The sequence below is a fragment of the Chryseobacterium sp. MP_3.2 genome, from assembly GCF_035984805.1.
In the GTDB taxonomy this organism is placed as follows: domain Bacteria; phylum Bacteroidota; class Bacteroidia; order Flavobacteriales; family Weeksellaceae; genus Kaistella.
The window spans coordinates 122961-144517 of record NZ_JAXCHW010000005.1 but is presented as its reverse complement, the minus strand read 5'-3'; the positions used below and the strand labels follow the sequence as shown (position 1 = coordinate 144517).

Below are 21557 nucleotides of genomic sequence, written 5' to 3'. Positions count from 1 at the left end.
AAATTATTATGAAAATTTTATTTGTCTTAACATCACACGATCAATTAGGAAACACCGGCGAAAAAACTGGATTTTGGATTGAAGAATTTGCAAGTCCATATTATTATTTAGTTGATAAAGGAGTGGAGGTTACTTTAGCTTCTCCAAAAGGCGGACAGCCACCCATTGATCCAACCAGCGACAAGCCAGAAAACCAAACAGAATCTACCAGAAGATTTAAAGATGATACAGAATTACAGGAAAAATTAAGCAAAACGCACAAACTTTTAGAAGTAACATCTGATGATTATGATGCGGTATTTTATCCAGGCGGTCACGGTCCGTTGTGGGATTTGGCAGAAAGCGAAACTTCCGTGAAATTGATTGGAAGTTTTTACAATTCCAACAAACCAGTTTCTTTCGTTTGTCATGCTCCCGCAGCATTGAAAAATGTTAAAAATACGGAGGGAGAACCTTTAGTAAAAGGTAAAAAAGTCACCGGATTCACCAATACAGAAGAAGAATTGGTAAAATTGACAGATGTTGTTCCATTTTTAGTGGAGGATATGTTAAAAGAAAATGGCGGAATCTACAGCAAAAAAGGAGATTTTGAAGAATATGCGATTGAAGACGGTTTACTAATTACAGGGCAAAATCCAGCGTCTTCAGAAAAAGTTGCAGAAATGCTGTATGCGAAATTAAGCAAGTAGCATTTTAATTCGAATGCGGTCAACTAAGTTGACTTTCAATCCAAAGTGCATCGTTACTTTGGATTTTTTTGTGAAAGTATGAAAAAAAAATCCCTAATTAAAAAAATTAGGGATTCAAAATGAGGTTCCTAGCGGATTCGAACCGCTGTAGATGGTGTTGCAGACCACTGCCTAGCCACTCGGCCAAAGAACCATTTTGGTTTGCAAATATAGCGTTTTTTATTTTTTTAAAAAATTAAATCTCATTAATTTCCTTTTAATGGTATTTCTGCCAATGAAAAATAACCACCAAAAAATTTAAAATTACGTTTCGAAAAACCTGTAATATGGTAAATGCTAAAGATTTAACTAATTATGGAGGGTGCTATATTTGAAATTAAAGTCCCTGAACAGATAATTTTAATTGCGCTTCTGTATCAATAATGGCAGTGATTCCAGCATTTGTTAGCAAAATTTTCGAGGGGATTAATTTGAAAACTTTTCCCTGCATTTTTAAGCCTTTGTAATATTCTTTGTTAAAGGTTTCTATGATGCTTTTTCTCGCTGTATCTTCCATTTCCGAAGTTGGGATTCCATACTCATCTTCTATCATTTTCACAATTTTACTCTGGAAAAGAAGGGTTGCCGTTTTCTGTAATATATTCTTTGTTTTCAATTTGAATTTGGTGTCAGTCAAGACAATTTTTCGTTTCAAAGGATCATAAATCGGAATTCCGGAGATATAAGAAACGCCTTCAACTGTTCCTTCTGTTTGAGCTTCAATCATAATTCTTTCATTTTCTCCATATACTTTGATGCCAGTGATTTTAATTTTTGATTTACCCTCTCGAAAATCAAATTCTTTATTCAAAAATGTTTTCTCCGCGATGCTTGTGGCTTCTGTAAAAGGAATATTAGCGGTGGTTTGCAAGAGAAATTGGCCCGGTAAATTTTGCACAGAATTAAAATTAGCAATGGTTTTTATTTTCTGAGAGGACAATGGTTTCGACCCAGAAAAAGTTTCCGAAAAAGTATCAATTCCGATATTGGCTTCAAGTTGATTGCCATAGAAAATAAGCGGCGTCATATTGATTTTGATTGGCGTTACCTTCAGCCAAGTATTGTAATCTTCAGAAATATTAAAAGGTTCTGCAAATTGATTCCAGGCAAGAATGGCATATTGCTGAAAATTTAATTGAGTACGCATCATCTCGTCGATTGTTTTAGAAAAATCAGTCTGCTGTTGCTTTAAACTGGATTCCACCAAAGAAGTAATGGGAACTTTAAATCTGCCATAATCCAAAACAGGTTTCGTGACCCATTTAAAACCCATGGGCGATGTGGTGGTTACAACCGTCCAATTATTATTAAAGTTCAGCTGCATATTAAAAAACATGACGGTTTCAAAAGTGGTGTTTTGATAATTGTAAAGTCCGAAGGTTCCGATGCCTTTTTCGGCCCAAATTTTCAGGGGAACTTCAATGAGTAAATTCTGTTTTGTCCCACCCACCAAACGAATCGGACGCGTTTTGTACACTTTTACTTTAAACTGATCATTGTTATTGTCGGTAAAAGAATTATCCTCAAAGATTAATGTTTTCACCGAACTGTTAATCATGTTTCCAATTTCTATCAAAGGGATTTTCACGGGCATGGAAAGCGAAGACTTAATTTTTGGGAAATTGTAATCAGCAACTTGAGGGATAATGTCTGTCTTTTGGCTAAAAGTAAAACAACTGACCAAAAGAAATAGGGTGAGGAAGGATTTTTGCATGAGGATTCTTTCAAATGCTACAAATTTGCACAATTTTTAATTACAACACTTAAAAATTACAAGTCTCGCCACTTATTGATATTCTCTATCTGACTGCTTTTAGGGGTTTTTGACTTGATTGATGACTGTTAATTTCTTACCTTTTTATCATGAAAAATTTCGAATTATCTGTACTGGATCTGGCTCCAGTAAAACAAAATAAAACTATTCAAGATACTTTTAATGACAGTTTGGATCTCGCCCGTGAAGTTGAAAAATTAGACTATAAAAGATTTTGGCTCGCAGAACACCACAATATGGCAAGTATTGCAAGTTCTGCAACCTCTGTATTGATCGGCTATATCGCGAACGGGACAAAAACTATTAAAGTAGGTTCGGGAGGTATTATGTTGCCGAACCATAGTTCTTTGGTTATCGCGGAACAATTCGGGACGCTGGAAAGTTTATTTCCAGGGAGAATTGATTTGGGAGTCGGAAGAGCGCCAGGAACAGATGGAATTACAGCAAAAGCTTTGGGTAGAAATCCCCAAAATATCAATCAGTATTTTCCACAGCAAATTCAAGAATTGCAAAAATATTTCTCCGCAGAAAATTCCACAAGTTTGGTGAGAGCAATTCCGGGAGAAGGTTGCGATATTCCTATTTACATTCTAGGATCGAGCACAGATTCTGCTTGGCTTGCTGCAAAAATGGGATTGCCTTATGCTTTTGCGGGACATTTTGCGCCAGAAATGATGGCCGCTGCCTTTGAAATTTACAGAGAAAACTATGAACCCAGCGCAGAATTTCCACGGCCGTATTTAATTTCTTGTGTGAATGGAATTGCGGCAGAAACTGATGAAGAGGCGAAAAAATTAGCCACTACTCTTTACCAAGCTTTCCTTAATATCATTAGAAATGATAGAAAACCTTATGCTCCGCCAGTAGAAGATATTGACAAGGTGTGGAATCCAGCGGAGAAAAATTATGTTTTAAATATGCTTCGCTACAGTTTTATCGGTAGCAAAGAGACCGTAAAAAAGCAGATGGAGCAGTTCCAAAAGCTTTTTCAGGTGGATGAAATGATGATTACCGCGCATATTTATGAACATGATAAAAGAGTTGACTCCTACAAAATATTCAGAAATGCAGCGGATGAACTAAATGTTACAGCTCCTAAAACTGCGACGTTCACTCACTAAAAAGAGATTTCAAAAAGAAATCTGAGCATAAAACCTTCAACCAAAAATCCGGAAAAAGCGTGGTCTGCGTCCCGAGTTGAGTGGATCCCGATGTAAAATCGGGAGGGAACGGAACGAGGATAAAGACGCCCCAATAAAAATTGTTCATTGCTCATAAACTCAGTATCTTTGCACCATCTAAAAAAGTAAAATGTCTGATATACAATTGAATACGATACCCGAAGCGATTGATGACCTGAAAAATGGTAAAATAATCATCGTTGTAGATGATGAAAACCGAGAAAATGAAGGTGATTTTCTTTCTGCTGCCGAATTGACCACGCCAGAAATTATTAATTTCATGACGATTCACGGTCGTGGGTTAATTTGTACGCCGCTCCCAGAAAAACGTTGCGATGAATTGGGACTGGATATTATGGTGACGCGCAGCAGCGATCCAAAAGAGACGGCGTTTACGGTTTCTGTGGATTTATTGGGGGAAGGCGTTTCAACCGGAATTTCTGCAAGTGATCGTAGCAAAACGATTTTGGCATTGATGGAAGATTCTACAAAACCTGCTGATTTTATGCGTCCGGGACATATTTTCCCGTTGCGTGCAAAAAAAGGTGGTGTTTTAAAAAGAGCTGGACACACAGAAGCAGCAATTGATCTGACCAAATTAGCCGGTCTGAAAGAAGGTGGTGTAATTTGCGAAATCATGAATGATGATGGGTCAATGGCGAGATTACCGCAACTGATTGACTTGGCGAAAAAGCATGATCTGAAAATTGTTTCCATTGAAGATTTGATTCATTACATGCTGAAAAAAGGTGATTTAATTGAAAGGATTGAAGAGCGCAAAGTAAAAACACATTATGGAGAGTTTGATTTTGTGGCATTTAAAGAAACGAGCACGGAACAAATCCATTTCGCTTTAACGAAAGGAAAATGGGCGGTGAACGAACCAGTTTTAGTGAGAGTACAAGCTTCTAATTCTTATTTTGATGTGTTAAGCCGTTTAAATTCGGGAGAGAAACCATTGTTAGAAAAGGTAACCAACATTATCAACGAAGAAGGAAAGGGCGTAATTATTTTCATCAATAATGTCTCTAATTCTGAAAATACGATGCGTAAACTGCAACAGTTTTTGGATTTTCAGGATGGACAGGAAAACAGACCTACTTTAGCTTCTAATTTCCATGATTATGGAATTGGAACGCAGATTTTGAAGAATTTGGGGATCAATAAATTCCGGGTAATCACGCAAAACACGAATCAGAAACCGCTTGTTGGTGGCTATGATGTGGAAGTGACGGAAATGGTGCAGCTGTAGAAGAGCCAAGGTAAAAGGTAAAAGAGCCAAGTGAAATTTCAAGCTTTGAGATTTTGTGTTTTGGAGTTTTAAAAAATTTCTGATATACTTTTTCAAAGATTTTGACTGTGACTACGCCGGATATTCGATCTGATAAAATAAATAATCCCGATTCAATTATTGAATCGGGATCTTTATAGGTATTAAACTTTGTCAAAGTTTGAAGATTAGAGAAACATCTAAGACTCATTTTTTGACTTCTACTCCTTTCCAAAAAGCAACGTAGCCTTTGATATTTGCAGCGGCATCTTTTGGTGTCGAATAAAACCAAGCGGCATTTTCATTTTTTTCTCCTTCTACTTCCAGACTGTAATAAGATGCTTTTCCCTTCCAAGGACAGGACGTATGATGGCTTGATTCTTTAAAATATTCTTTATTAATGCTATCAGCAGGAAAATAGTGGTTGTTTTCTACTACAATTGTATCGTTGCTATTTGCGATAATTTTTCCGTTCCAGGTTGCTTTCATACTTTTACTGTTTATTGAATTTTAAATGCAATCTTGAATTCAAATTTTTCTTTTCAACCAAATTCAAAGGCATTATGTAACGATAAATGTAGCGGTAATTCTAGAAAAAAAATCGCGGCAATCATTGATTCTATCTAATGATAAGTATGAAAATCAAAAATCTTAGGAAGTTGCTAAAATTTCAGATTTGTGAAGTTCTTTAATCTGTAGCATTTCTTCAGGAGAAGCTTCCAAATAAACGTTTAGTAAATCTTCGTAATAACTGAAATAGGTCTCGTTGATCAAAGTTCTTAGTTTTGAAATAATGGGTTTTTGGTTGCTAGCTTCCGTTGCCTTTAACTCAACAAAATAGTACATGATGGAATAATATTTTTTCCAGCCGATTCCTAAGTTTTCCAAATTAATTCTTTTTAGAAAATCTCCTGCTTTCAAATGGTCATCCATTTTCTGGAAGGCTGCAGCACAAAGAATATTCCAGACTTCCTCATGTGTTTTTTTTCTTTCGGCGGGAATATAACTCTGATCGTGGACTTTCTGAAAAGTATGATGATCGATTAAAAATTTCATTTCCTTCGTACGATTTGTAAAAATGAGCAATTCTAAGACGGTGTTTTCAAAACTACAGACCGACTTTTCCGAAAATTCTTGGTAGATCAATCTGGCCTTTTTCATCTCTGCGAAATACTTTTTGAAAAGATATTCGTTGCCTGTAAAATCAGCATACAGTAGCTGAACCCCACACTTTAACCCAGCCGGAATCACATGAACTTTTTCGGAGAGCGCAGTATCTTTTACTTTTTTAAAATAAAGTTCCATTAACTCTTTATTCTGCTGCAAAAAGGCGCTTTGAAAAAGAAAACCGTACGCAAAAATTTTGGCTTCACTACTTTGATTGAACTTTAAGTAGGCCAGAAAATATTGGGAATAAACCGTTCCAATAAGATCACGCAGCGGATGATTTTCTATGAAATATTTCCGCGCCATGGGAAAAGCCATTAAGCGGTGATGCGTATTGACCAAAAGTTCTGGCGAATCTGTAATTTGTTTGCAAAGCATTTCACTTTTTTGCCAATAACCTACGTCACAATTGGAGGTGTCGGTAAAAAAAAGCTCTAATTGAATCTCGCTGTAGGAAGTTCTGAAATCTTTAAAATCCAAAAACCCACAATATCTGGAAAGTAGATCTAAAGTAAAATGGCTTGATTTAGAGTCCGATTTAATTAAACCAAAAAACCGGCGAAGTGTCTGTGAGCTTAAGTTTGCATTAAAATGTGCTTATAAAATCCATCTTAATTGATCGCAATCTGTCGCGGTACTGATTTGCTTCCCAAATTCTTTCGCTACATTTTTTTGTAATTGAGTTAAAATACTGACATCTCTATTCATACTACACATTTGGCTCTTCAATATAGTGAAAGCCACAAACTGATGCACAATATTGTACAAAATAGTAAATGACAAAAATGGTACAATTGCACTCACACAAATGATGGAGAAAATATATTCTTACGGGAATGAATTTTCGCACACCTCTGAAAACTCTCTTTTTCCAAGGAGGTTTTTTATTTTTTTATTTTTATAATTCTCCTATGAGCATTTGAAATTATTTTCACACTATAATTTAAAAGTTCAGCTTTCAAAAATTGTTTTACAACACTATTAAACTATGCTTATTATTAAAAAAGGATTGTACACAAATGTACAGACAATTTAATGTTAAATTAACATAAATTGTCAAGGTTAAAATAATTACTATAAATAATATTTGAATAATTTTTTCCTTAATGGACGGAGTTGGTTTCTTAACCAAATACTTAAATAATCTAATTATAAAATATGAGTGAACAAATACACATAAAAGTTGGAGAAATTGCAATGAACGCAAAAGGCCCAATGACAATCAATCAGTTAGCTGATAAATTAGGGATCTCAAATTCTGGACGTAATATTACAAACTATATTAGGGGAGCCGTAGGTCACTTTAATAGAACGGGTAAAAGTAATATTTCAGGCAGAATTGAGGGTACTTACACTGATGAAAATGGAAATTATATTTACCAACGAAATAGCAATTAAAAATAAAAACATAATTTTAATATGGAACAAAAATTCGAACTAACAGAGAAAACAAATAAAGTAGGACCAATCATAATTGGAATATTGGGTGTGCTATATGGTGTAAGTCCAATTGATGCTATTCCTGATTTTATTCCAGTAGCTGGATGGATGGATGATTTAGTAATTACAGGTGGTTCTCTATTAGGTGTTGCACAAGCTTTTACTAAGGATACTAGTATGCATCTTGCAAAAATTCTAGGTATTTTCAAAATGGGCGATTTGGATTCTAGGAGGAATTTTAGTGGCAATTCTTGCACTATTAGGAGTAACAATCTATGGCCTATTTAAATAGTAATTTCATTCAGTTGCTTCATATCACCTAAGAAAAAGTGATAACAAATAAATAAAAGCCTCACTTTCAACAAGTGAAGCCTTCTTCGAAAGATAATTAATGAAATCCCAAAGTTCCCAATACGCAGATTCCAACCTTAAAAAAATTCCAAACCTAAAATGGCTCCCTTGGATCGGTTCAGCCTATTTTAAAAACAATCAACGACTGCTCATTATTGGTGAATCACAATATGCACAAGGTGAAACAGCAATTGCTTTTATTGAAGATTTAGCCCGACTAAATAACATAGATTTCACCAGAAATGCAGTTTTGCAAACGCAACTTGAAAAACATTATAAACATCCAGCTTTAGATAATCTTTTGAAAGCGATTTTCGGAAATGCTCCTGTTAATAAAGAAAAATTATGGGAAGAAATTGCCTTCTATAATTTCGTGCAGCGCGTGATGGATTACAGCAGTTTTGATTCTAAAAAGACAGAGCAACCTACCATAGCAGATTTTGATGCGGGTTGGAAAGTTTTTGTGGAAATAGTTAAAATTCTGAAACCAACAGATTGTATTTTTATTGGAGTAAGTGCGGCAATGCCTTTTGAACGAATGATGGATCAACTGAATATTAAACGGACGAACAGAATTTCGCATGATAAAATCGGGAATACTAATCCTATCTCGGCATCCATAGAAATTGATCGTCAGACAACCAATATTTCTTTTGCCAGACATTCGTCCGCTTATTTTTCACCGGAAGAGTGGAATCCTTTTCTGGAAAAACAACATGGTGAAATTATAGAAAAATTGAAAGAAAAAATCTTATAACAACTTTGTCAAAGTTTAAAACTTTGTCAAAGTTGAGGATTAGCGCTACATATTAAATAAAAAAAACCCGATTCAAATGAATGAATCGGGATTAAATATTTTCAGGATGCCAATTATGCCTGAACGTTATTTTGTCCTACTACGAAAGGCTCTAATTCTTTGATTTCTCCGAATTGTTGCTCATAGTTGGTGATATTTTGTTGCAAAGCAGCCATCACTCTCTTCGCGTGAAGTGGAGCAAGTATTACTCTTGATCTCACGTTAGCTTGCTGAACTCCTGGCATCATTTGGATGAAATCTACCACGAATTCAGACGGGGAATGATTTACTAAAGCTAAGTTACAATAAACTCCTCCTGCAACCATTTCGCTTAATTGAATGTTAATGTTGTTTGGATCTTGATTTTGATTTTGGTTCTGATTGTTGTCCATTTCTTGTTAAATTTTAAATTATAATATTTTATTTTAGATAAAAGATGATAGACGAATAGATAATAGACGAAGCTTTGAAAAGCAATTTAAAATCCATTATCTATCTGTCTATTATCTATTGTCTTTAGTTGATATCTTCGAATTCTTTCTTAGACCCTACAATTACGTTTTGGTAGTCTTTAAGACCCGTACCTGCAGGAATTCTGTGTCCTACAATTACGTTTTCTTTCAATCCGCTCAAGTAATCTACTTTTCCGGATACCGCTGCTTCGTTTAGAACTTTAGTTGTTTCCTGGAAAGAAGCTGCAGACATAAACGATTTGGTTTGTAGTGCTGCTCTGGTAATTCCCTGTAGAACAGATGTTGCTGTTGCAGGCAATGCTTCGCGCACTTCAACCAAGGCTTGGTCTTCTCTTTTCAGTTTAGAATTCTCATCTCTTAATTCTTTGGTCGTAATCATTTGACCTGGTTTGAATTCTTTTGATTCTCCAGCTTCTACTACTACTTTCAGACCGAAAACTCTATTGTTTTCTAATAAGAAATCTAATTTATGTTCCAAAGCACCTTCTAAGAAATGCGTATCTCCACCATCCACAATAGAAACTTTGGTCATCATCTGACGAACAATAATTTCAAAGTGTTTGTCATCGATTTTCACCCCTTGAAGTCTATAAACTTCTTGAATTTCATTAACCAAATATTCCTGTACGGCAGTTGGTCCTTTAATTTTCAAGATGTCATCTGGTGTAATTGATCCATCAGAAAGTCTGCTTCCTGCTCTCACAAAGTCATTTTCCTGAACAAGAATCTGATTCGATAATTTCACTAAATATTTAGAGATTTCACCTGTTTTAGCTTCTACGATCAACTCACGGTTACCTCTCTTAATTTTACCGTAAGATACTACACCATCTATTTCTGTTACTACTGCAGGGTTTGAAGGATTTCTCGCTTCGAACAATTCAGTTACCCGTGGTAAACCACCGGTAATATCTCCAGATTTTGCAGATTTACGAGGGATTTTAATCATGACTTTACCAGCCTTAATTTTTTCTCCATCGTTTACCATAAGGTGGGCTCCGACTGGAAGGTTATAGGCTTTTTGCTCTACTCCTTTTCCATCTACAACTTTTAAAGTTGGTACCGCTTTCTTATTTCTGGATTCAGAGATTACTTTCTCTTCAAAACCAGTTTGCTCATCTATTTCCAATTGGAAGGAAATACCTTGGATAATATCTTCGTACTCTACTTTACCAGCAGATTCTGCAATAATTACCGCGTTATAAGGATCCCATTTCGCAATGGTGTCTCCTTTTTTTACTTTGTCTCCTTGTTTAACTAATAGTTCAGATCCATAAGGAACGTTGGCTACCATTAAAGGTGTTCTGGCTGCATTGTCTGCAACCAAACGGAATTCTGTAGAACGAGAAACTAAGATTTCAGCTTTTTTACCGTCTTCGTTTTCAGAAGTTACCGTTCTTACTTCATCCATTTCTACAATACCATCTCGTCTTGCAACAATTGATGGATTCTCTGTAATGTTACCTGCAGTTCCCCCTTGGTGGAAGGTTCTCAAGGTTAACTGAGTTCCTGGCTCCCCGATGGATTGTGCTGCAATAACTCCTACTGCCTCTCCCATGTGAATTGGTTTACCTGTTGCCAGGTTACGACCATAACATTTCGCGCAGATTCCTTTTTTCGCTTCACAAACTAAGGGTGAACGAGCTTCAACCATGTCAATTCCTGCTGCTTCAACTAATTTTGCTAAAGCTTCATTAATCAACTGATCTGCTTCTACAATAATCTCATCCGTTTCTGGATCATAAATATTGTGAAGAGAAACTCTACCTAAGATTCGCTCAGAAATTCTCTCAACGATCTCATCATTTTTCTTCAATGGGGTAATTTCTGTACCTCTTAAAGTTCCACAATCGTTTTCTGTAATGATAACATCTTGTGCAACATCTACCAATCTACGGGTTAAGTAACCAGCATCGGCAGTTTTAAGTGCGGTATCTGCAAGACCTTTACGAGCACCGTGAGTAGAGATAAAGTACTCTAAGATGGATAAACCTTCTTTAAAGTTCGCTACAATCGGGTTTTCAATAATCTCTGCACCAGTAGAACCAGCTTTTTGTGGTTTCGCCATCAACCCTCTCATTCCAGAAAGCTGACGAATCTGTTCTTTGGAACCCCTTGCTCCAGAATCAAGCATCATATAAACTGAATTAAACCCACCTTGATCGGTTTTCATTCTGCTCATAATCATCTCTGTTAATCCTGCATTAGTGTTCGTCCAAACATCAATTACTTGGTTATAACGCTCTGTATCTGTAATAAGACCCATGTTATAATTGGCCTTAATTTCGTCTACATTTTCTACTGCAGCTGCGATCATTCCTTTTTTCTCCTCGGGAATTGCGATATCTCCTAAACTAAAGGATAATCCACCACGGAAGGCATTAGAATAACCCAAGTCCTTCATATCATCCAAGAAACGAACAGTTGTAGGGAAATCCGTATCCGCTAGAACTCTACCAATAACATTTCTCAATGATTTTTTGGTCAAAAGCTCATTTACAAATCCAGATTCTTTCGGTACGATTTGGTTGAATAAAATTCTACCTACTGTAGTTTCTGTTAATCGAATTACGATTTCTCCTTCTTCTTTTACAGGAACTCTACATCTTACTTTTGCATTTAAAGAAACTTGTCCTTCTGCATAAGCGATTTCTACTTCTTCTGGTGAATAGAAAGCTAAACCTTCTCCTTTCACTTTCATCGTATCTGTAGAATCTAGTTGTTTGGTCATAAAATAAAGACCCAAAACCATATCCTGAGATGGTACTGTAATCGGTGAACCATTTGCCGGGTTCAAAATATTCTGAGAACCTAACATTAGAAGTTGTGCTTCTAAGATCGCTTCTGGACCTAGTGGTAAATGTACCGCCATCTGGTCACCATCAAAATCGGCATTAAATGCAGTGGTACACAATGGGTGAAGTTGAATTGCTTTTCCTTCAATCATTTTTGGCTGGAAAGCCTGAATACCAAGTCTGTGCAAAGTAGGTGCTCTGTTCAAAAGAACAGGGTGACCTTTCATTATACCTTCCAAGATATCATAAACAACAGGTTCTTTTCTGTCTATGATTCGTTTTGCAGATTTTACAGTCTTTACAATTCCTCTTTCAATCAGTTTTCTAATGATAAACGGCTTGTAAAGTTCTGCTGCCATATCCTTAGGAATACCGCATTCATGTAGTTTCAAGTTTGGTCCTACAACAATTACGGAACGTGCTGAATAATCCACACGCTTCCCAAGTAAATTCTGACGGAAACGACCTTGCTTACCTTTTAATGAATCAGAAAGTGATTTCAATGGTCTGTTGGATTCTGATTTTACAGCAGAAGATTTTCTGGTGTTATCAAATAGTGAATCCACAGATTCCTGCAACATTCTTTTTTCGTTTCTAAGAATAACTTCTGGAGCTTTAATTTCCAAAAGACGCTTTAAACGGTTATTTCTAATGATTACTCTTCTATAAAGATCATTTAAATCTGAAGTTGCGAATCTACCTCCATCCAATGGAACCAATGGTCTTAGTTCTGGTGGAATTACAGGAAGAACGCGCATAATCATCCATTCTGGCTTGTTGATCATTCGGGTATTTGCACCACGTAATGCTTCAACAACGTTTAGACGTTTTAAGGCTTCAGTTCTTCTTTGTTTAGAAGATTCATTATGAGCTTTGTGTCTTAAATCAAAAGACAAAGCATCTAAATCAATTCTTCTTAATAATTCTTCTACCGCTTCAGCACCCATTTTGGCGATGAATTTATTCGGGTCAGAATCATCAAGATATTGATTTTCTGCAGGAAGAGTTTCTAGAACATCCAGGTATTCTTCTTCCGTTAAAAATTCTTTGTCGTCAAAGTCGGCACCGTCTGCTTTTTTCGCGATCCCTTGCTGAATGACCACATATCTTTCATAATAGATGATCATATCCAATTTCTTAGACGGCAATCCTAAAAGATATCCGATTTTATTCGGCAAAGAACGGAAGTACCAAATATGCGCAACAGGAACAACCAAACCAATATGGCCGATTCTTTCTCTACGTACTTTTTTCTCGGTAACTTCTACTCCACAACGGTCACAAACGATTCCTTTGTAGCGGATTCTTTTGTATTTTCCACAAGCGCATTCATAATCCTTTACAGGACCGAATATTTTTTCGCAAAAAAGACCATCTCTTTCCGGCTTATGCGTACGGTAGTTAATTGTTTCGGGCTTTAAAACTTCGCCACGGGAATCTTGTAAAATGATCTCCGGAGAAGAAAGTCCGATTGTAATTTTAGTAAAATTACTTGTTTTATTTTTATTTGACATTTTTTATTATTAAAGATTAAGAGAGTCCAGAATCAATGACCAAGGCTACAAATCTTGTGTCTTGTATCTTGAAACTTGTTTCTAATTATTCTTCAAGTCTTACATCCAGACCTAAACCTTGTAACTCATGTAGTAAAACGTTGAAAGATTCTGGAATACCTGGTTCAGGCATTGCTTCTCCTTTCGCAATTGCTTCATAAGTTTTTGCTCTACCAATCACGTCATCAGACTTCACTGTTAAGATTTCTCTAAGGATATTAGATGCACCAAATGCTTCTAATGCCCAAACTTCCATCTCCCCGAATCTTTGTCCACCAAACTGCGCTTTACCACCTAAAGGTTGCTGCGTAATTAGGGAATAAGGTCCAATTGATCTTGCGTGCATTTTATCATCAACCATGTGACCCAGTTTTAGCATATAAATAATACCAACTGTTGCAGGTTGTGTAAATCTTTCACCAGTACCACCATCATAAAGATAAGTGCTACCATATTGTGGTAAACCAGCTTGTTCTGTGTACTCATTAATCTGATCTAAACTTGCCCCATCAAAAATCGGTGTTGCAAATTTTAACCCTAGTTTTTGTCCAGCCCAACCTAAAACGGTTTCATAAATCTGTCCAATGTTCATACGAGATGGCACTCCTAATGGATTCAATACGATATCTACAGGTGTTCCATCTTCTAAGAACGGCATATCCTCTTCACGAACGATACGGGAAACAATTCCTTTGTTACCGTGACGACCCGCCATTTTATCTCCAACATTCAGTTTACGTTTTTTAGCAACATAAACTTTAGCCAGTTTAATAATACCTGCAGGTAATTCATCACCGATTGAAATTGCAAATTTCTCTCTGTTTTTTCTACCGTTTAGATCATTGTATTTGATCTTGTAGTTGTGGATTAATTGTTTCACTAACTCATTACGTTCAGCATCAACGGTCCAATCTGCACCACTTACATTTACATAATCTTCTACAGACTGAAGTAACTTCGTTGTGAATTTTACTCCTTTCCCGATGATTTCTTCGCTCAAGTCATTATTAACGCCTTGAGAAGTTTTACCGTTTACCAGAGTTCCTAATTTTTCTAGAAGAGTATTTCTTAATTCATCGAATTTCGCTTTATACGTGTTTTCGATCTCTTCAAGTTTAATTTTCTCTTCCGTTCTTTTCTTTTTGTCTTTGATGTTTCTAGAGAACAATTTCTTATTAATCACCACTCCTCTTAGAGAAGAATCGGCTTTCAAGGAAGCATCTTTTACATCACCGGCTTTGTCTCCGAAGATTGCACGAAGCAATTTCTCCTCTGGAGTTGGATCAGATTCTCCTTTTGGAGTAATCTTACCAATCATAATGTCACCAGGTTTCACATCGGCTCCAATTCTGATCATTCCGTTTTCGTCTAGATCTTTGGTTGCTTCTTCAGAAACGTTTGGAATATCTGCAGTTAATTCTTCCATACCTAATTTGGTATCTCGAACTTCTAGAGAGTATTCATCTACGTGGATTGAAGTAAACCAGTCTTCTCGAACTACTTTTTCATTAATTACAATTGCATCCTCAAAGTTGTACCCTTTCCATGGCATAAATGCTACAGTAAGGTTTCTACCGATTGCTAATTCACCATTTTCTGTAGCATAACCATCACAAAGAACTTGACCTTTTTCTACTTTTTCACCTACTCTTACGTTTGGTCTTAAAGTAATGGTTGTTCCCTGATTGGTCTTGCGGAATTTGGTTAATTTATAAGTTTTAGTACCTGTATCGAAAGAAACTAGATTTTCATCATCACTTCTGTCATATTTAATGGTGATTTTATCAGCATCTACATATTCTACAATACCATTACCTTCTGCGTTGATCAATACTCTAGAGTCAGAAGCAACTTGCTTTTCTAATCCTGTACCTACAATTGGTGCTTCTGGTTTTAATAATGGTACAGCTTGACGCATCATATTTGATCCCATCAAAGCTCTATTCGCATCATCATGTTCCAAGAAAGGAATAAGTGATGCAGAAATACCAGAAATCTGGTTTGGTGCTACATCAATTAAATCTACTTGTTGTGGCTCAACAACTGGATAATCACCATCTAAACGAGCAATAACTCGGTCTGTAAGAATGGTTCCATCCTCTTTCATGTCAATATTTGCCTGCGCAATTACTCTATCTTCCTCATCCTCTGCATTTAAGAAAATAGGTGCTGTTTTTAAATCAACTTTACCGTTTTCTACTTTTCTATAAGGAGTCTCAATGAAACCAAGCGTATTAATTTTCGCATAGATTCCCAAAGATGAAATCAAACCAATGTTTGGTCCCTCTGGAGTTTCTATCGGACAAATACGACCGTAGTGAGTATGGTGAACATCACGAACCTCAAATCCTGCTCTCTCTCTGGAAAGTCCACCAGGTCCTAGGGCAGAAAGTCTACGCTTGTGCGTGATTTCTGATAAAGGATTGGTTTGATCCATGAACTGAGACAACTGGTTGGTTCCGAAGAACGAGTTGATTACAGAGGTTAATGTTTTTGCGTTTACCAAGTCAATTGGAGTAAAAATCTCGTTATCTCTAACGTTCATTCGCTCTCTAATTGTTCTTGCAATTCTTGAAAGACCTACACTGAATTGACCAGATAATTGCTCCCCTACAGTTTTAATACGACGGTTAGACAAGTGATCAATATCATCAACTTCGGCTTTTGCATTCACTAATTCGATTAAGTGTCTAACAATAGCGATGATATCTTCTTTGGTTAAAACTTCCGTTTTTTCTGGAATGTTTAAACCTAATTTTTTATTCAATCTGTACCGACCAACTTCTCCTAATGAATAACGTTGCTCACTGAAGAATAATTTTTCAATAATACCACGTGCAGTTTCTTCATCGGGTGGATCTGCATTACGCAACTGACGGTAAATATATTCAACCGCTTCTTTTTCGGAGTTGGTTGGATCTTTTTGTAAAGTATTCTGGATGATAGAAAATTCGTTTGCATTTTCTTTGTGAATCAAAATTGATTTCACCCCAGAATCCATAATCATATCGATGTGCTCTTTTTCAAGAACTGTTTCTCTATCTAAAATGATTTCATTTCTTTCAATAGAAACAACCTCACCTGTATCTTCATCCACGAAATCTTCGAACCAAGTGTTCAAAACTCTCGCTGCAAGAACTCTACCTTCTACTTTTTTCAAGGCTGCTTTAGAAACCTTTACTTCTTCTGCAAGATCAAAAATCTGAAGGATATCTTTATCGGATTCGTACCCGATTGCTCTTAGTAATGTTGTAAGAGGTAATTTTTTCTTACGGTCAATATAGGCGAACATTACATTATTAATATCCGTTGTAAATTCCATCCAAGATCCTTTAAAAGGAATAATACGGGAATAGTACAATTTAGTTCCGTTGGCGTGATAGGTCTGACCAAAGAAAACACCTGGAGACCTGTGTAATTGCGTTACAATAACACGCTCAGCTCCATTAATAATAAATGATCCAGATGGCGTCATATAAGGAACTGGTCCTAAATAAACATCTTGTACTACAGTTTGGAAATCTTCATGTTCCGGGTCTGTACAATACAATTTTAATCTGGCTTTAAGAGGTACTGAATACGTTAAACCTCTTTCTACACACTCGTCTCTCGAGTATCGTGGGGAATCAACCAAATAATCCAAGAATTCCAAAACAAAATTGTTTCGGGAATCGGTAATTGGGAAATTTTCTTGAAAGGTTTTGTACAGGGACTCATTGAGTCTCTGCTCCGGAAGGGTATCCAACTGGAAAAAATCTTTGAAAGATTGGATCTGAATGTCCAAAAAGTCAGGAGTCACAATTTTTCCTTTTGCTTCGGAGAAATTGATCCTTTGATTGGCCTGAGTTTTAGCGACTGCTTTAGATTTACTCATAAAAAAATTAAAGAATGAGGGTTAAAAAAATATTTTGTTTTAAAAATATCAGAAAGAATTAAGAAAGAAATAGAGTGAAGACGGTTGATTTTTGGCGCAATCAGGAGAAGTCTTGGCTCTTGGGTCTTTTACTTGGCTCTTTCTAACTGCAACACCGGTATATCTTTTCACGGAGTAGTGCAAAATACTTTTGAAGTAATAATGGAATAACTTTCATAGACTATTTTAAAAACGACAAAGCCCTTTCAGAATATGAAAGAGTAGTATTTCTAGGGAAAGTATATAAATTGTTGCGCCAAAATTGAGTGCAAAGATACAAATAAGTTCGGTGCGAAACAAATAAAATTTCGACGGTAATTGAAGTGAACTATTTAATTTCTTTGAAAACGCAAAAACAAATGTAGAAAATAAAATTGAATATTGAATAAAAAAAACCGGCTCCAAAAAGGAACCGGTATTTTAGCCTATGAAAATTTTAAGGTTTCCAAAAACTCCACTTATTGCCATTATAAACAGCCAGTCGCTTATTGAAATTTGGCGTTACCCCTTTTACGAAAACCATCATTCCTGGAGAAGGACTTGGAATATCTTGTACGTCTGCAACCGTAGGCAAAACCATAGCTTTGCTGGTAGATTCCAAAACCAAAACGCCATCTGCAGTAGAAGTTGTAGCTCCAATAATGGCTTTTGCACCAGTTTCTACAACGCTTGTAGAAGGTTGAGCAGTTAAAGTGGTCGTAATATTAGCATCTTGCCCACTTAGATCAATCCAAGCGGTGCCATTGTAATATTTCATTCTTGCAGTTGTTGCAGTTGTTGCATCTAAAATTATTGCACCGCCTACAAGAGCGCTTCCTGTTGGTAGGGATCGAACATAGGGAACAATAATTCCTTTGTTTTGTCCTGCTCCTGTAGCGAATTCCAGCAAAACCGAAGTTTTATCTGAAGCAGTTCCTGCCGCATCACCGATGATGACTTGCGCATTGGCCCCGGTAATTGCGGCTAATAATATGATTGTGAATATATTTTTATACATCTTATATCTATTTTGAGTTGGGTATGTATGAATCTGTGATTTCATTTTTAATATTTTAATGATTAAAGGAGAGAAGAAAGCTGATTATGTAGTGTGATAAAAAGCTCTCTTATCTACTTTTTTTTAAATTATGGACAAGCGGGTGTTGTAAAACAACTCCAAACTCCATCTGCATAGATTTTTAAACAAGATACTGTCAAATCAAAAACCATCATTCCTTCTTGTGGCGAAACGATATTACCAATTTGCGCTGTCGTCATTCTGGTAATTACAAAGCCTTTGGTATTAGATTCTAAAGCAGTATGTGCGCTTTTTCTAATCATTGGCCAGCCACCGTTGTCTGCACCTGCTTTTTGCAACAAAGTGATTCCGTGTTTGGTATCTATTCCTGCTATTCCGGTATTTGGAAGATTGTAGCACACCCCACATACAGAAATATCTATAGATAAGCTTAAAATAGTACCTTCATTTCCACTTGTTGCACCATTTGCAGGAAACTCTGTTACAGAATTTGAAGTACTCGTACCAAATACACCACCAGTAACCGATTTGGTAGAAGAATCTGTAGCAGCATTTATTGTGATTACGCCGCCACCGCCACCTCCACCAGGACCTTCACTTTCATTAGTGCCAATTAATTGATTTCCACCAGCGCCTCCTCTAGCATTAACTGTTTGAGTATTGCTGATTGTAGTTGATTGGATGACGATAGATCCGCCACCACCTCCACCTCCAGGAGCGTCATTACCGACATTGATCGTATTAAGGGCATTTTCGCCATTTGCCTGTATGGTACCTGTTCCCGTAATAGTAGTAGTATTTACAAGAAACACAATTCCTCCACCGTCACCACCATCATTGCTGGCATTATTATTACCATCTCCAGCTCCACCACCGCCACCAAATATAATTCGGTTTGAAAAGGTTGTAGAAGTGATAGGTCTACCACCCAATCCGCCTACAGAAACCCTGTTATCTCCACCCCAAGCTACAGTAACATTAGACGCTGGATTACCTGGGCTTATTGAACCCGCAGCGTATGAGGGTCCCTGCGTACAAGCATCTAAATTATTAGCACCATAAGTGTATCCCCCTCTACCACCTCCCGAAGAAGTGGTGAGGACATTGCCATTCCCTATGTAATCTGGATCCAAAGTCCATGCAGTAGCACCACAACTACCGGAAGATTGCATCACTCCTGCGCCTCTAAACCAGTTGGCTAGATTCCCTCCATTAGCACCACCACCACCACCGGCATTGTGGGCATTACCACCACCTCCACCATTGGCAGCAGCTCCCCGTCCGTATCTACCGCCTATGGCATCATAATCAACTCTGTAACCTGCTATGCTTTCTCCTTTTTCTGCAGATAGAGCATCACTTGCTGTTACATAATCTGTGTTGAAACCTCCAACCCCTGTGGTATTATTATCTCTGGTGCCTCCTCTAAAACCCGCCTTGTTTGCAGATATTGTTCCATTGTTAATGATAGCGTTTGCTAACAGGGCATTAAATCCACCTCGTCTTCTTTCAGGAGCAGAAGGATCTGCTCCACCAAAAGTAGGGCTACCCCAATCAATTGCAACAACCGACCCACCTGAAGCAACAGTTAATGTGGTATATTGTGGGACTCTAATTACTTGCACATGGCCAGCAAGCATATAAGATTGCTTGGTTGCACATGATAAACTAATAGTGTTACCTGAAACACTGGCAACTCTTGCCAATTCATACGTACCGGCTCCATTTAAAGCGGTTACAGCACCATAAGCAATTGTATTCGCAGTATTGATAGTAGCTCCTTGGGCTTGATAGATCATCAATAAATCTCCCGCTGCGACAGCATTTGAGGCAAAACCTGCTGCATTGGTCACCAATCCCGATGGCAAATAACTAACAGCATCTCTATTCAAATCGGAGATCGCTGTAACAGTAATACTGGTAGCGCCTGCCGCAATATCAGCGGTTGGTCTTGTATACCTGGATAATACGGTATTAGCCGCTGATACTGTTAAAGCTCCATCTTTACCAGCTTGGGCAAATAAATTAGAAGAGCCAAGTATCGTAAGTAAAAATAAAAAGGCAACATTTTTTTTGAGATAACTTGCCTTCCGCTTAGATAAAGCACTCAAGAAAATGCTTTGCTGTTGTAATTTTTTAAACATATTTTTTTAATTTATCGTATTGTATAATCTACTTTAATAAATAGTAGAATTTTTTGAATTTTGTTCAGCCTCTTTATAAAAATCGCATTACAAAATTTAAATTTTAAAAAAGTTCCTTTTAATTTAAAACTCTTTATGTAAATTAAAATCTGTTAAAACGTTTTCTGTGAGCGAAAAAAAGAGAATGTAAGAATTAGGAAAAATTCGGAGGACCCCGAAGAAAAGAATTTATTAATGGACCAAATTGTAAATAAGATAAAGAGGTTGCAAATTTTTGCTTTTTTTCCTCCAGTTTGATCGTTGCAGTATGTTTGCTATTAGAAGAAGCAAGTACCGATTTTTGAAGAACATTAAAGGGTGAAATTACCGCTGCAAAAAAACTTCCTGATTGTTTTTTAATATCTGAATTTCCACTTGGATCAGCATAAAAGATAACCTCTGTTTTTATGTTTAGCTCCTTAGCTTTTTTTGTTACCGCTAATTTTTCTTGGCTGTTTTTTTCGGCTAATTTCACCTGCTCAGAAAGAGCGGAATTTTCAACTTTTTTAGGTTTGGCTTTCGCTTTTAGGGCAACCAGCTTCACATTGTATATATTTTCCAAACCAATCACAGTAGTTCCAGACGTAATAAAAATTTCAACTGGTTCTGTCTGAGTATTGGTAAAGCCTTCCCCACTTTCTGTTGTAGGATTACTTTTTTTGGAAAGTAAATGAAGTTGTTTATTGGAAACTGTAGCTAAACGCGCAGTCGGTTTTTTCGTACTGTCTGCAAAAGGAATTTTATCTAAATCATTTGCGGCATAAATTTCAAGAGGATTTTCTGGGCTGTAGGTCACTTTTGATTCGATGATGCTAAGAGCAGTGCTCTTGGTTAAAGAGGCACTAAGATGGGTCTGACAAAAAAAAGAAATTAAAAAGACGGCAAAAAAACACATATCGTTTTGCGTTTTTATTT

General features: G+C 36.7%; 15 protein-coding genes and 1 tRNA gene. 6 read left to right on the top strand and 10 right to left on the bottom strand.

From position 1 onward, the window contains the following. The first annotated feature begins 8 nt into the window (after nucleotides 1-8). Nucleotides 9-689 carry a type 1 glutamine amidotransferase domain-containing protein gene (locus tag RCH13_RS08485; RefSeq protein WP_326986805.1) on the top strand — a complete coding sequence of 227 codons (681 nt, stop codon included), beginning with the start codon at nucleotides 9-11 and terminating at the stop codon, nucleotides 687-689. 122 nt (nucleotides 690-811) lie between these two features. Here the strand turns inward: RCH13_RS08485 and RCH13_RS08480 are convergent. Further along, a tRNA-Cys gene (locus RCH13_RS08480) sits at nucleotides 812-882 on the bottom strand. A gap of 183 nt (nucleotides 883-1065) precedes the next feature. After that, on the bottom strand, nucleotides 1066-2442 hold the full coding sequence (locus RCH13_RS08475) for a DUF4403 family protein (RefSeq protein WP_326986804.1): 1377 nt from the start codon (nucleotides 2440-2442) through the stop codon (nucleotides 1066-1068). A 149-nt stretch (nucleotides 2443-2591) separates the two neighbouring features. Here RCH13_RS08475 and RCH13_RS08470 point away from each other — a divergent pair, with 149 nt between their 5' ends. After that, nucleotides 2592-3623 (top strand): LLM class flavin-dependent oxidoreductase, encoded by a 1032-nt coding sequence (locus RCH13_RS08470; protein ID WP_326986803.1) that lies wholly within the window; start codon nucleotides 2592-2594, stop codon nucleotides 3621-3623. Between the two features lie 190 nt (nucleotides 3624-3813). After that, nucleotides 3814-4935: a 3,4-dihydroxy-2-butanone-4-phosphate synthase gene (gene ribB, locus RCH13_RS08465; RefSeq protein ID WP_326986802.1), complete on the top strand. Its 1122-nt coding sequence runs from the start codon at nucleotides 3814-3816 to the stop codon at nucleotides 4933-4935. Nucleotides 4936-5160: 225 nt separating this feature from the next. Here ribB and RCH13_RS08460 read toward each other — a convergent pair whose 3' ends face one another. Beyond that, nucleotides 5161-5442 carry a DUF427 domain-containing protein gene (locus RCH13_RS08460; protein WP_326986801.1) on the bottom strand — a complete coding sequence of 94 codons (282 nt, stop codon included), beginning with the start codon at nucleotides 5440-5442 and terminating at the stop codon, nucleotides 5161-5163. A 162-nt stretch (nucleotides 5443-5604) separates the two neighbouring features. Continuing rightward, nucleotides 5605-6498, bottom strand: a complete 894-nt coding sequence (locus tag RCH13_RS08455; protein ID WP_326986800.1) for a hypothetical protein — start codon at nucleotides 6496-6498, stop codon at nucleotides 5605-5607. Between the two features lie 780 nt (nucleotides 6499-7278). On the opposite strand from RCH13_RS08455, the gene RCH13_RS08450 reads away from it, so the two are divergent. The 3 genes from RCH13_RS08450 (at nucleotide 7279) to RCH13_RS08440 (ending at nucleotide 8668) form a co-directional block, all read left to right on the top strand. Beyond that, nucleotides 7279-7518, top strand: a complete 240-nt coding sequence (locus RCH13_RS08450; protein WP_326986799.1) for a hypothetical protein — start codon at nucleotides 7279-7281, stop codon at nucleotides 7516-7518. A 21-nt stretch (nucleotides 7519-7539) separates the two neighbouring features. Beyond that, nucleotides 7540-7848: a YkvA family protein gene (locus RCH13_RS08445; RefSeq protein ID WP_326986798.1), complete on the top strand. Its 309-nt coding sequence runs from the start codon at nucleotides 7540-7542 to the stop codon at nucleotides 7846-7848. Between the two features lie 103 nt (nucleotides 7849-7951). Next, nucleotides 7952-8668: a hypothetical protein gene (locus RCH13_RS08440; protein ID WP_326986797.1), complete on the top strand. Its 717-nt coding sequence runs from the start codon at nucleotides 7952-7954 to the stop codon at nucleotides 8666-8668. Between the two features lie 113 nt (nucleotides 8669-8781). Here RCH13_RS08440 and RCH13_RS08435 read toward each other — a convergent pair whose 3' ends face one another. The 6 genes from RCH13_RS08435 to RCH13_RS08410 form a co-directional block, all read right to left on the bottom strand. Beyond that, nucleotides 8782-9099: a DUF3467 domain-containing protein gene (locus RCH13_RS08435; RefSeq protein ID WP_326986796.1), complete on the bottom strand. Its 318-nt coding sequence runs from the start codon at nucleotides 9097-9099 to the stop codon at nucleotides 8782-8784. 124 nt (nucleotides 9100-9223) lie between these two features. Beyond that, nucleotides 9224-13489 carry a DNA-directed RNA polymerase subunit beta' gene (gene rpoC / locus RCH13_RS08430; RefSeq protein ID WP_326986795.1) on the bottom strand — a complete coding sequence of 1422 codons (4266 nt, stop codon included), beginning with the start codon at nucleotides 13487-13489 and terminating at the stop codon, nucleotides 9224-9226. 85 nt (nucleotides 13490-13574) lie between these two features. Then, nucleotides 13575-17402, bottom strand: a complete 3828-nt coding sequence (gene rpoB / locus RCH13_RS08425) for a DNA-directed RNA polymerase subunit beta (protein WP_326986794.1) — start codon at nucleotides 17400-17402, stop codon at nucleotides 13575-13577. 475 nt (nucleotides 17403-17877) lie between these two features. Next, nucleotides 17878-18438 (bottom strand): hypothetical protein, encoded by a 561-nt coding sequence (locus RCH13_RS08420; RefSeq protein WP_326986793.1) that lies wholly within the window; start codon nucleotides 18436-18438, stop codon nucleotides 17878-17880. A gap of 128 nt (nucleotides 18439-18566) precedes the next feature. Beyond that, a complete protein-coding gene (locus RCH13_RS08415) occupies nucleotides 18567-20603 on the bottom strand; it encodes a hypothetical protein (protein ID WP_326986792.1) in 2037 nt (678 codons plus the stop codon). A 193-nt stretch (nucleotides 20604-20796) separates the two neighbouring features. Further along, nucleotides 20797-21438: a hypothetical protein gene (locus tag RCH13_RS08410; RefSeq protein ID WP_326986791.1), complete on the bottom strand. Its 642-nt coding sequence runs from the start codon at nucleotides 21436-21438 to the stop codon at nucleotides 20797-20799. Between the last annotated feature and the right edge of the window lie 119 nt (nucleotides 21439-21557).

Excerpts from the sequence above, each read along its gene's own strand:
- RCH13_RS08485 (WP_326986805.1), top strand. The coding sequence starts at position 9 with ATGAAAATTTTATTTGTCTTAACATCACACGATCAATTAGGAAACACC.
- RCH13_RS08475 (WP_326986804.1), bottom strand. The coding sequence starts at position 2,442 with ATGCAAAAATCCTTCCTCACCCTATTTCTTTTGGTCAGTTGTTTTACT.
- RCH13_RS08470 (WP_326986803.1), top strand. The coding sequence starts at position 2,592 with ATGAAAAATTTCGAATTATCTGTACTGGATCTGGCTCCAGTAAAACAA.
- ribB (WP_326986802.1), top strand. The coding sequence starts at position 3,814 with ATGTCTGATATACAATTGAATACGATACCCGAAGCGATTGATGACCTG.
- RCH13_RS08460 (WP_326986801.1), bottom strand. The coding sequence starts at position 5,442 with ATGAAAGCAACCTGGAACGGAAAAATTATCGCAAATAGCAACGATACA.
- RCH13_RS08455 (WP_326986800.1), bottom strand. The coding sequence starts at position 6,498 with ATGCTTTGCAAACAAATTACAGATTCGCCAGAACTTTTGGTCAATACG.
- RCH13_RS08450 (WP_326986799.1), top strand. The coding sequence starts at position 7,279 with ATGAGTGAACAAATACACATAAAAGTTGGAGAAATTGCAATGAACGCA.
- RCH13_RS08445 (WP_326986798.1), top strand. The coding sequence starts at position 7,540 with ATGGAACAAAAATTCGAACTAACAGAGAAAACAAATAAAGTAGGACCA.
- RCH13_RS08440 (WP_326986797.1), top strand. The coding sequence starts at position 7,952 with ATGAAATCCCAAAGTTCCCAATACGCAGATTCCAACCTTAAAAAAATT.
- RCH13_RS08435 (WP_326986796.1), bottom strand. The coding sequence starts at position 9,099 with ATGGACAACAATCAGAACCAAAATCAAAATCAAGATCCAAACAACATT.
- rpoC (WP_326986795.1), bottom strand. The coding sequence starts at position 13,489 with ATGTCAAATAAAAATAAAACAAGTAATTTTACTAAAATTACAATCGGA.
- rpoB (WP_326986794.1), bottom strand. The coding sequence starts at position 17,402 with ATGAGTAAATCTAAAGCAGTCGCTAAAACTCAGGCCAATCAAAGGATC.
- RCH13_RS08420 (WP_326986793.1), bottom strand. The coding sequence starts at position 18,438 with ATGTATAAAAATATATTCACAATCATATTATTAGCCGCAATTACCGGG.
- RCH13_RS08415 (WP_326986792.1), bottom strand. The coding sequence starts at position 20,603 with ATGTTTAAAAAATTACAACAGCAAAGCATTTTCTTGAGTGCTTTATCT.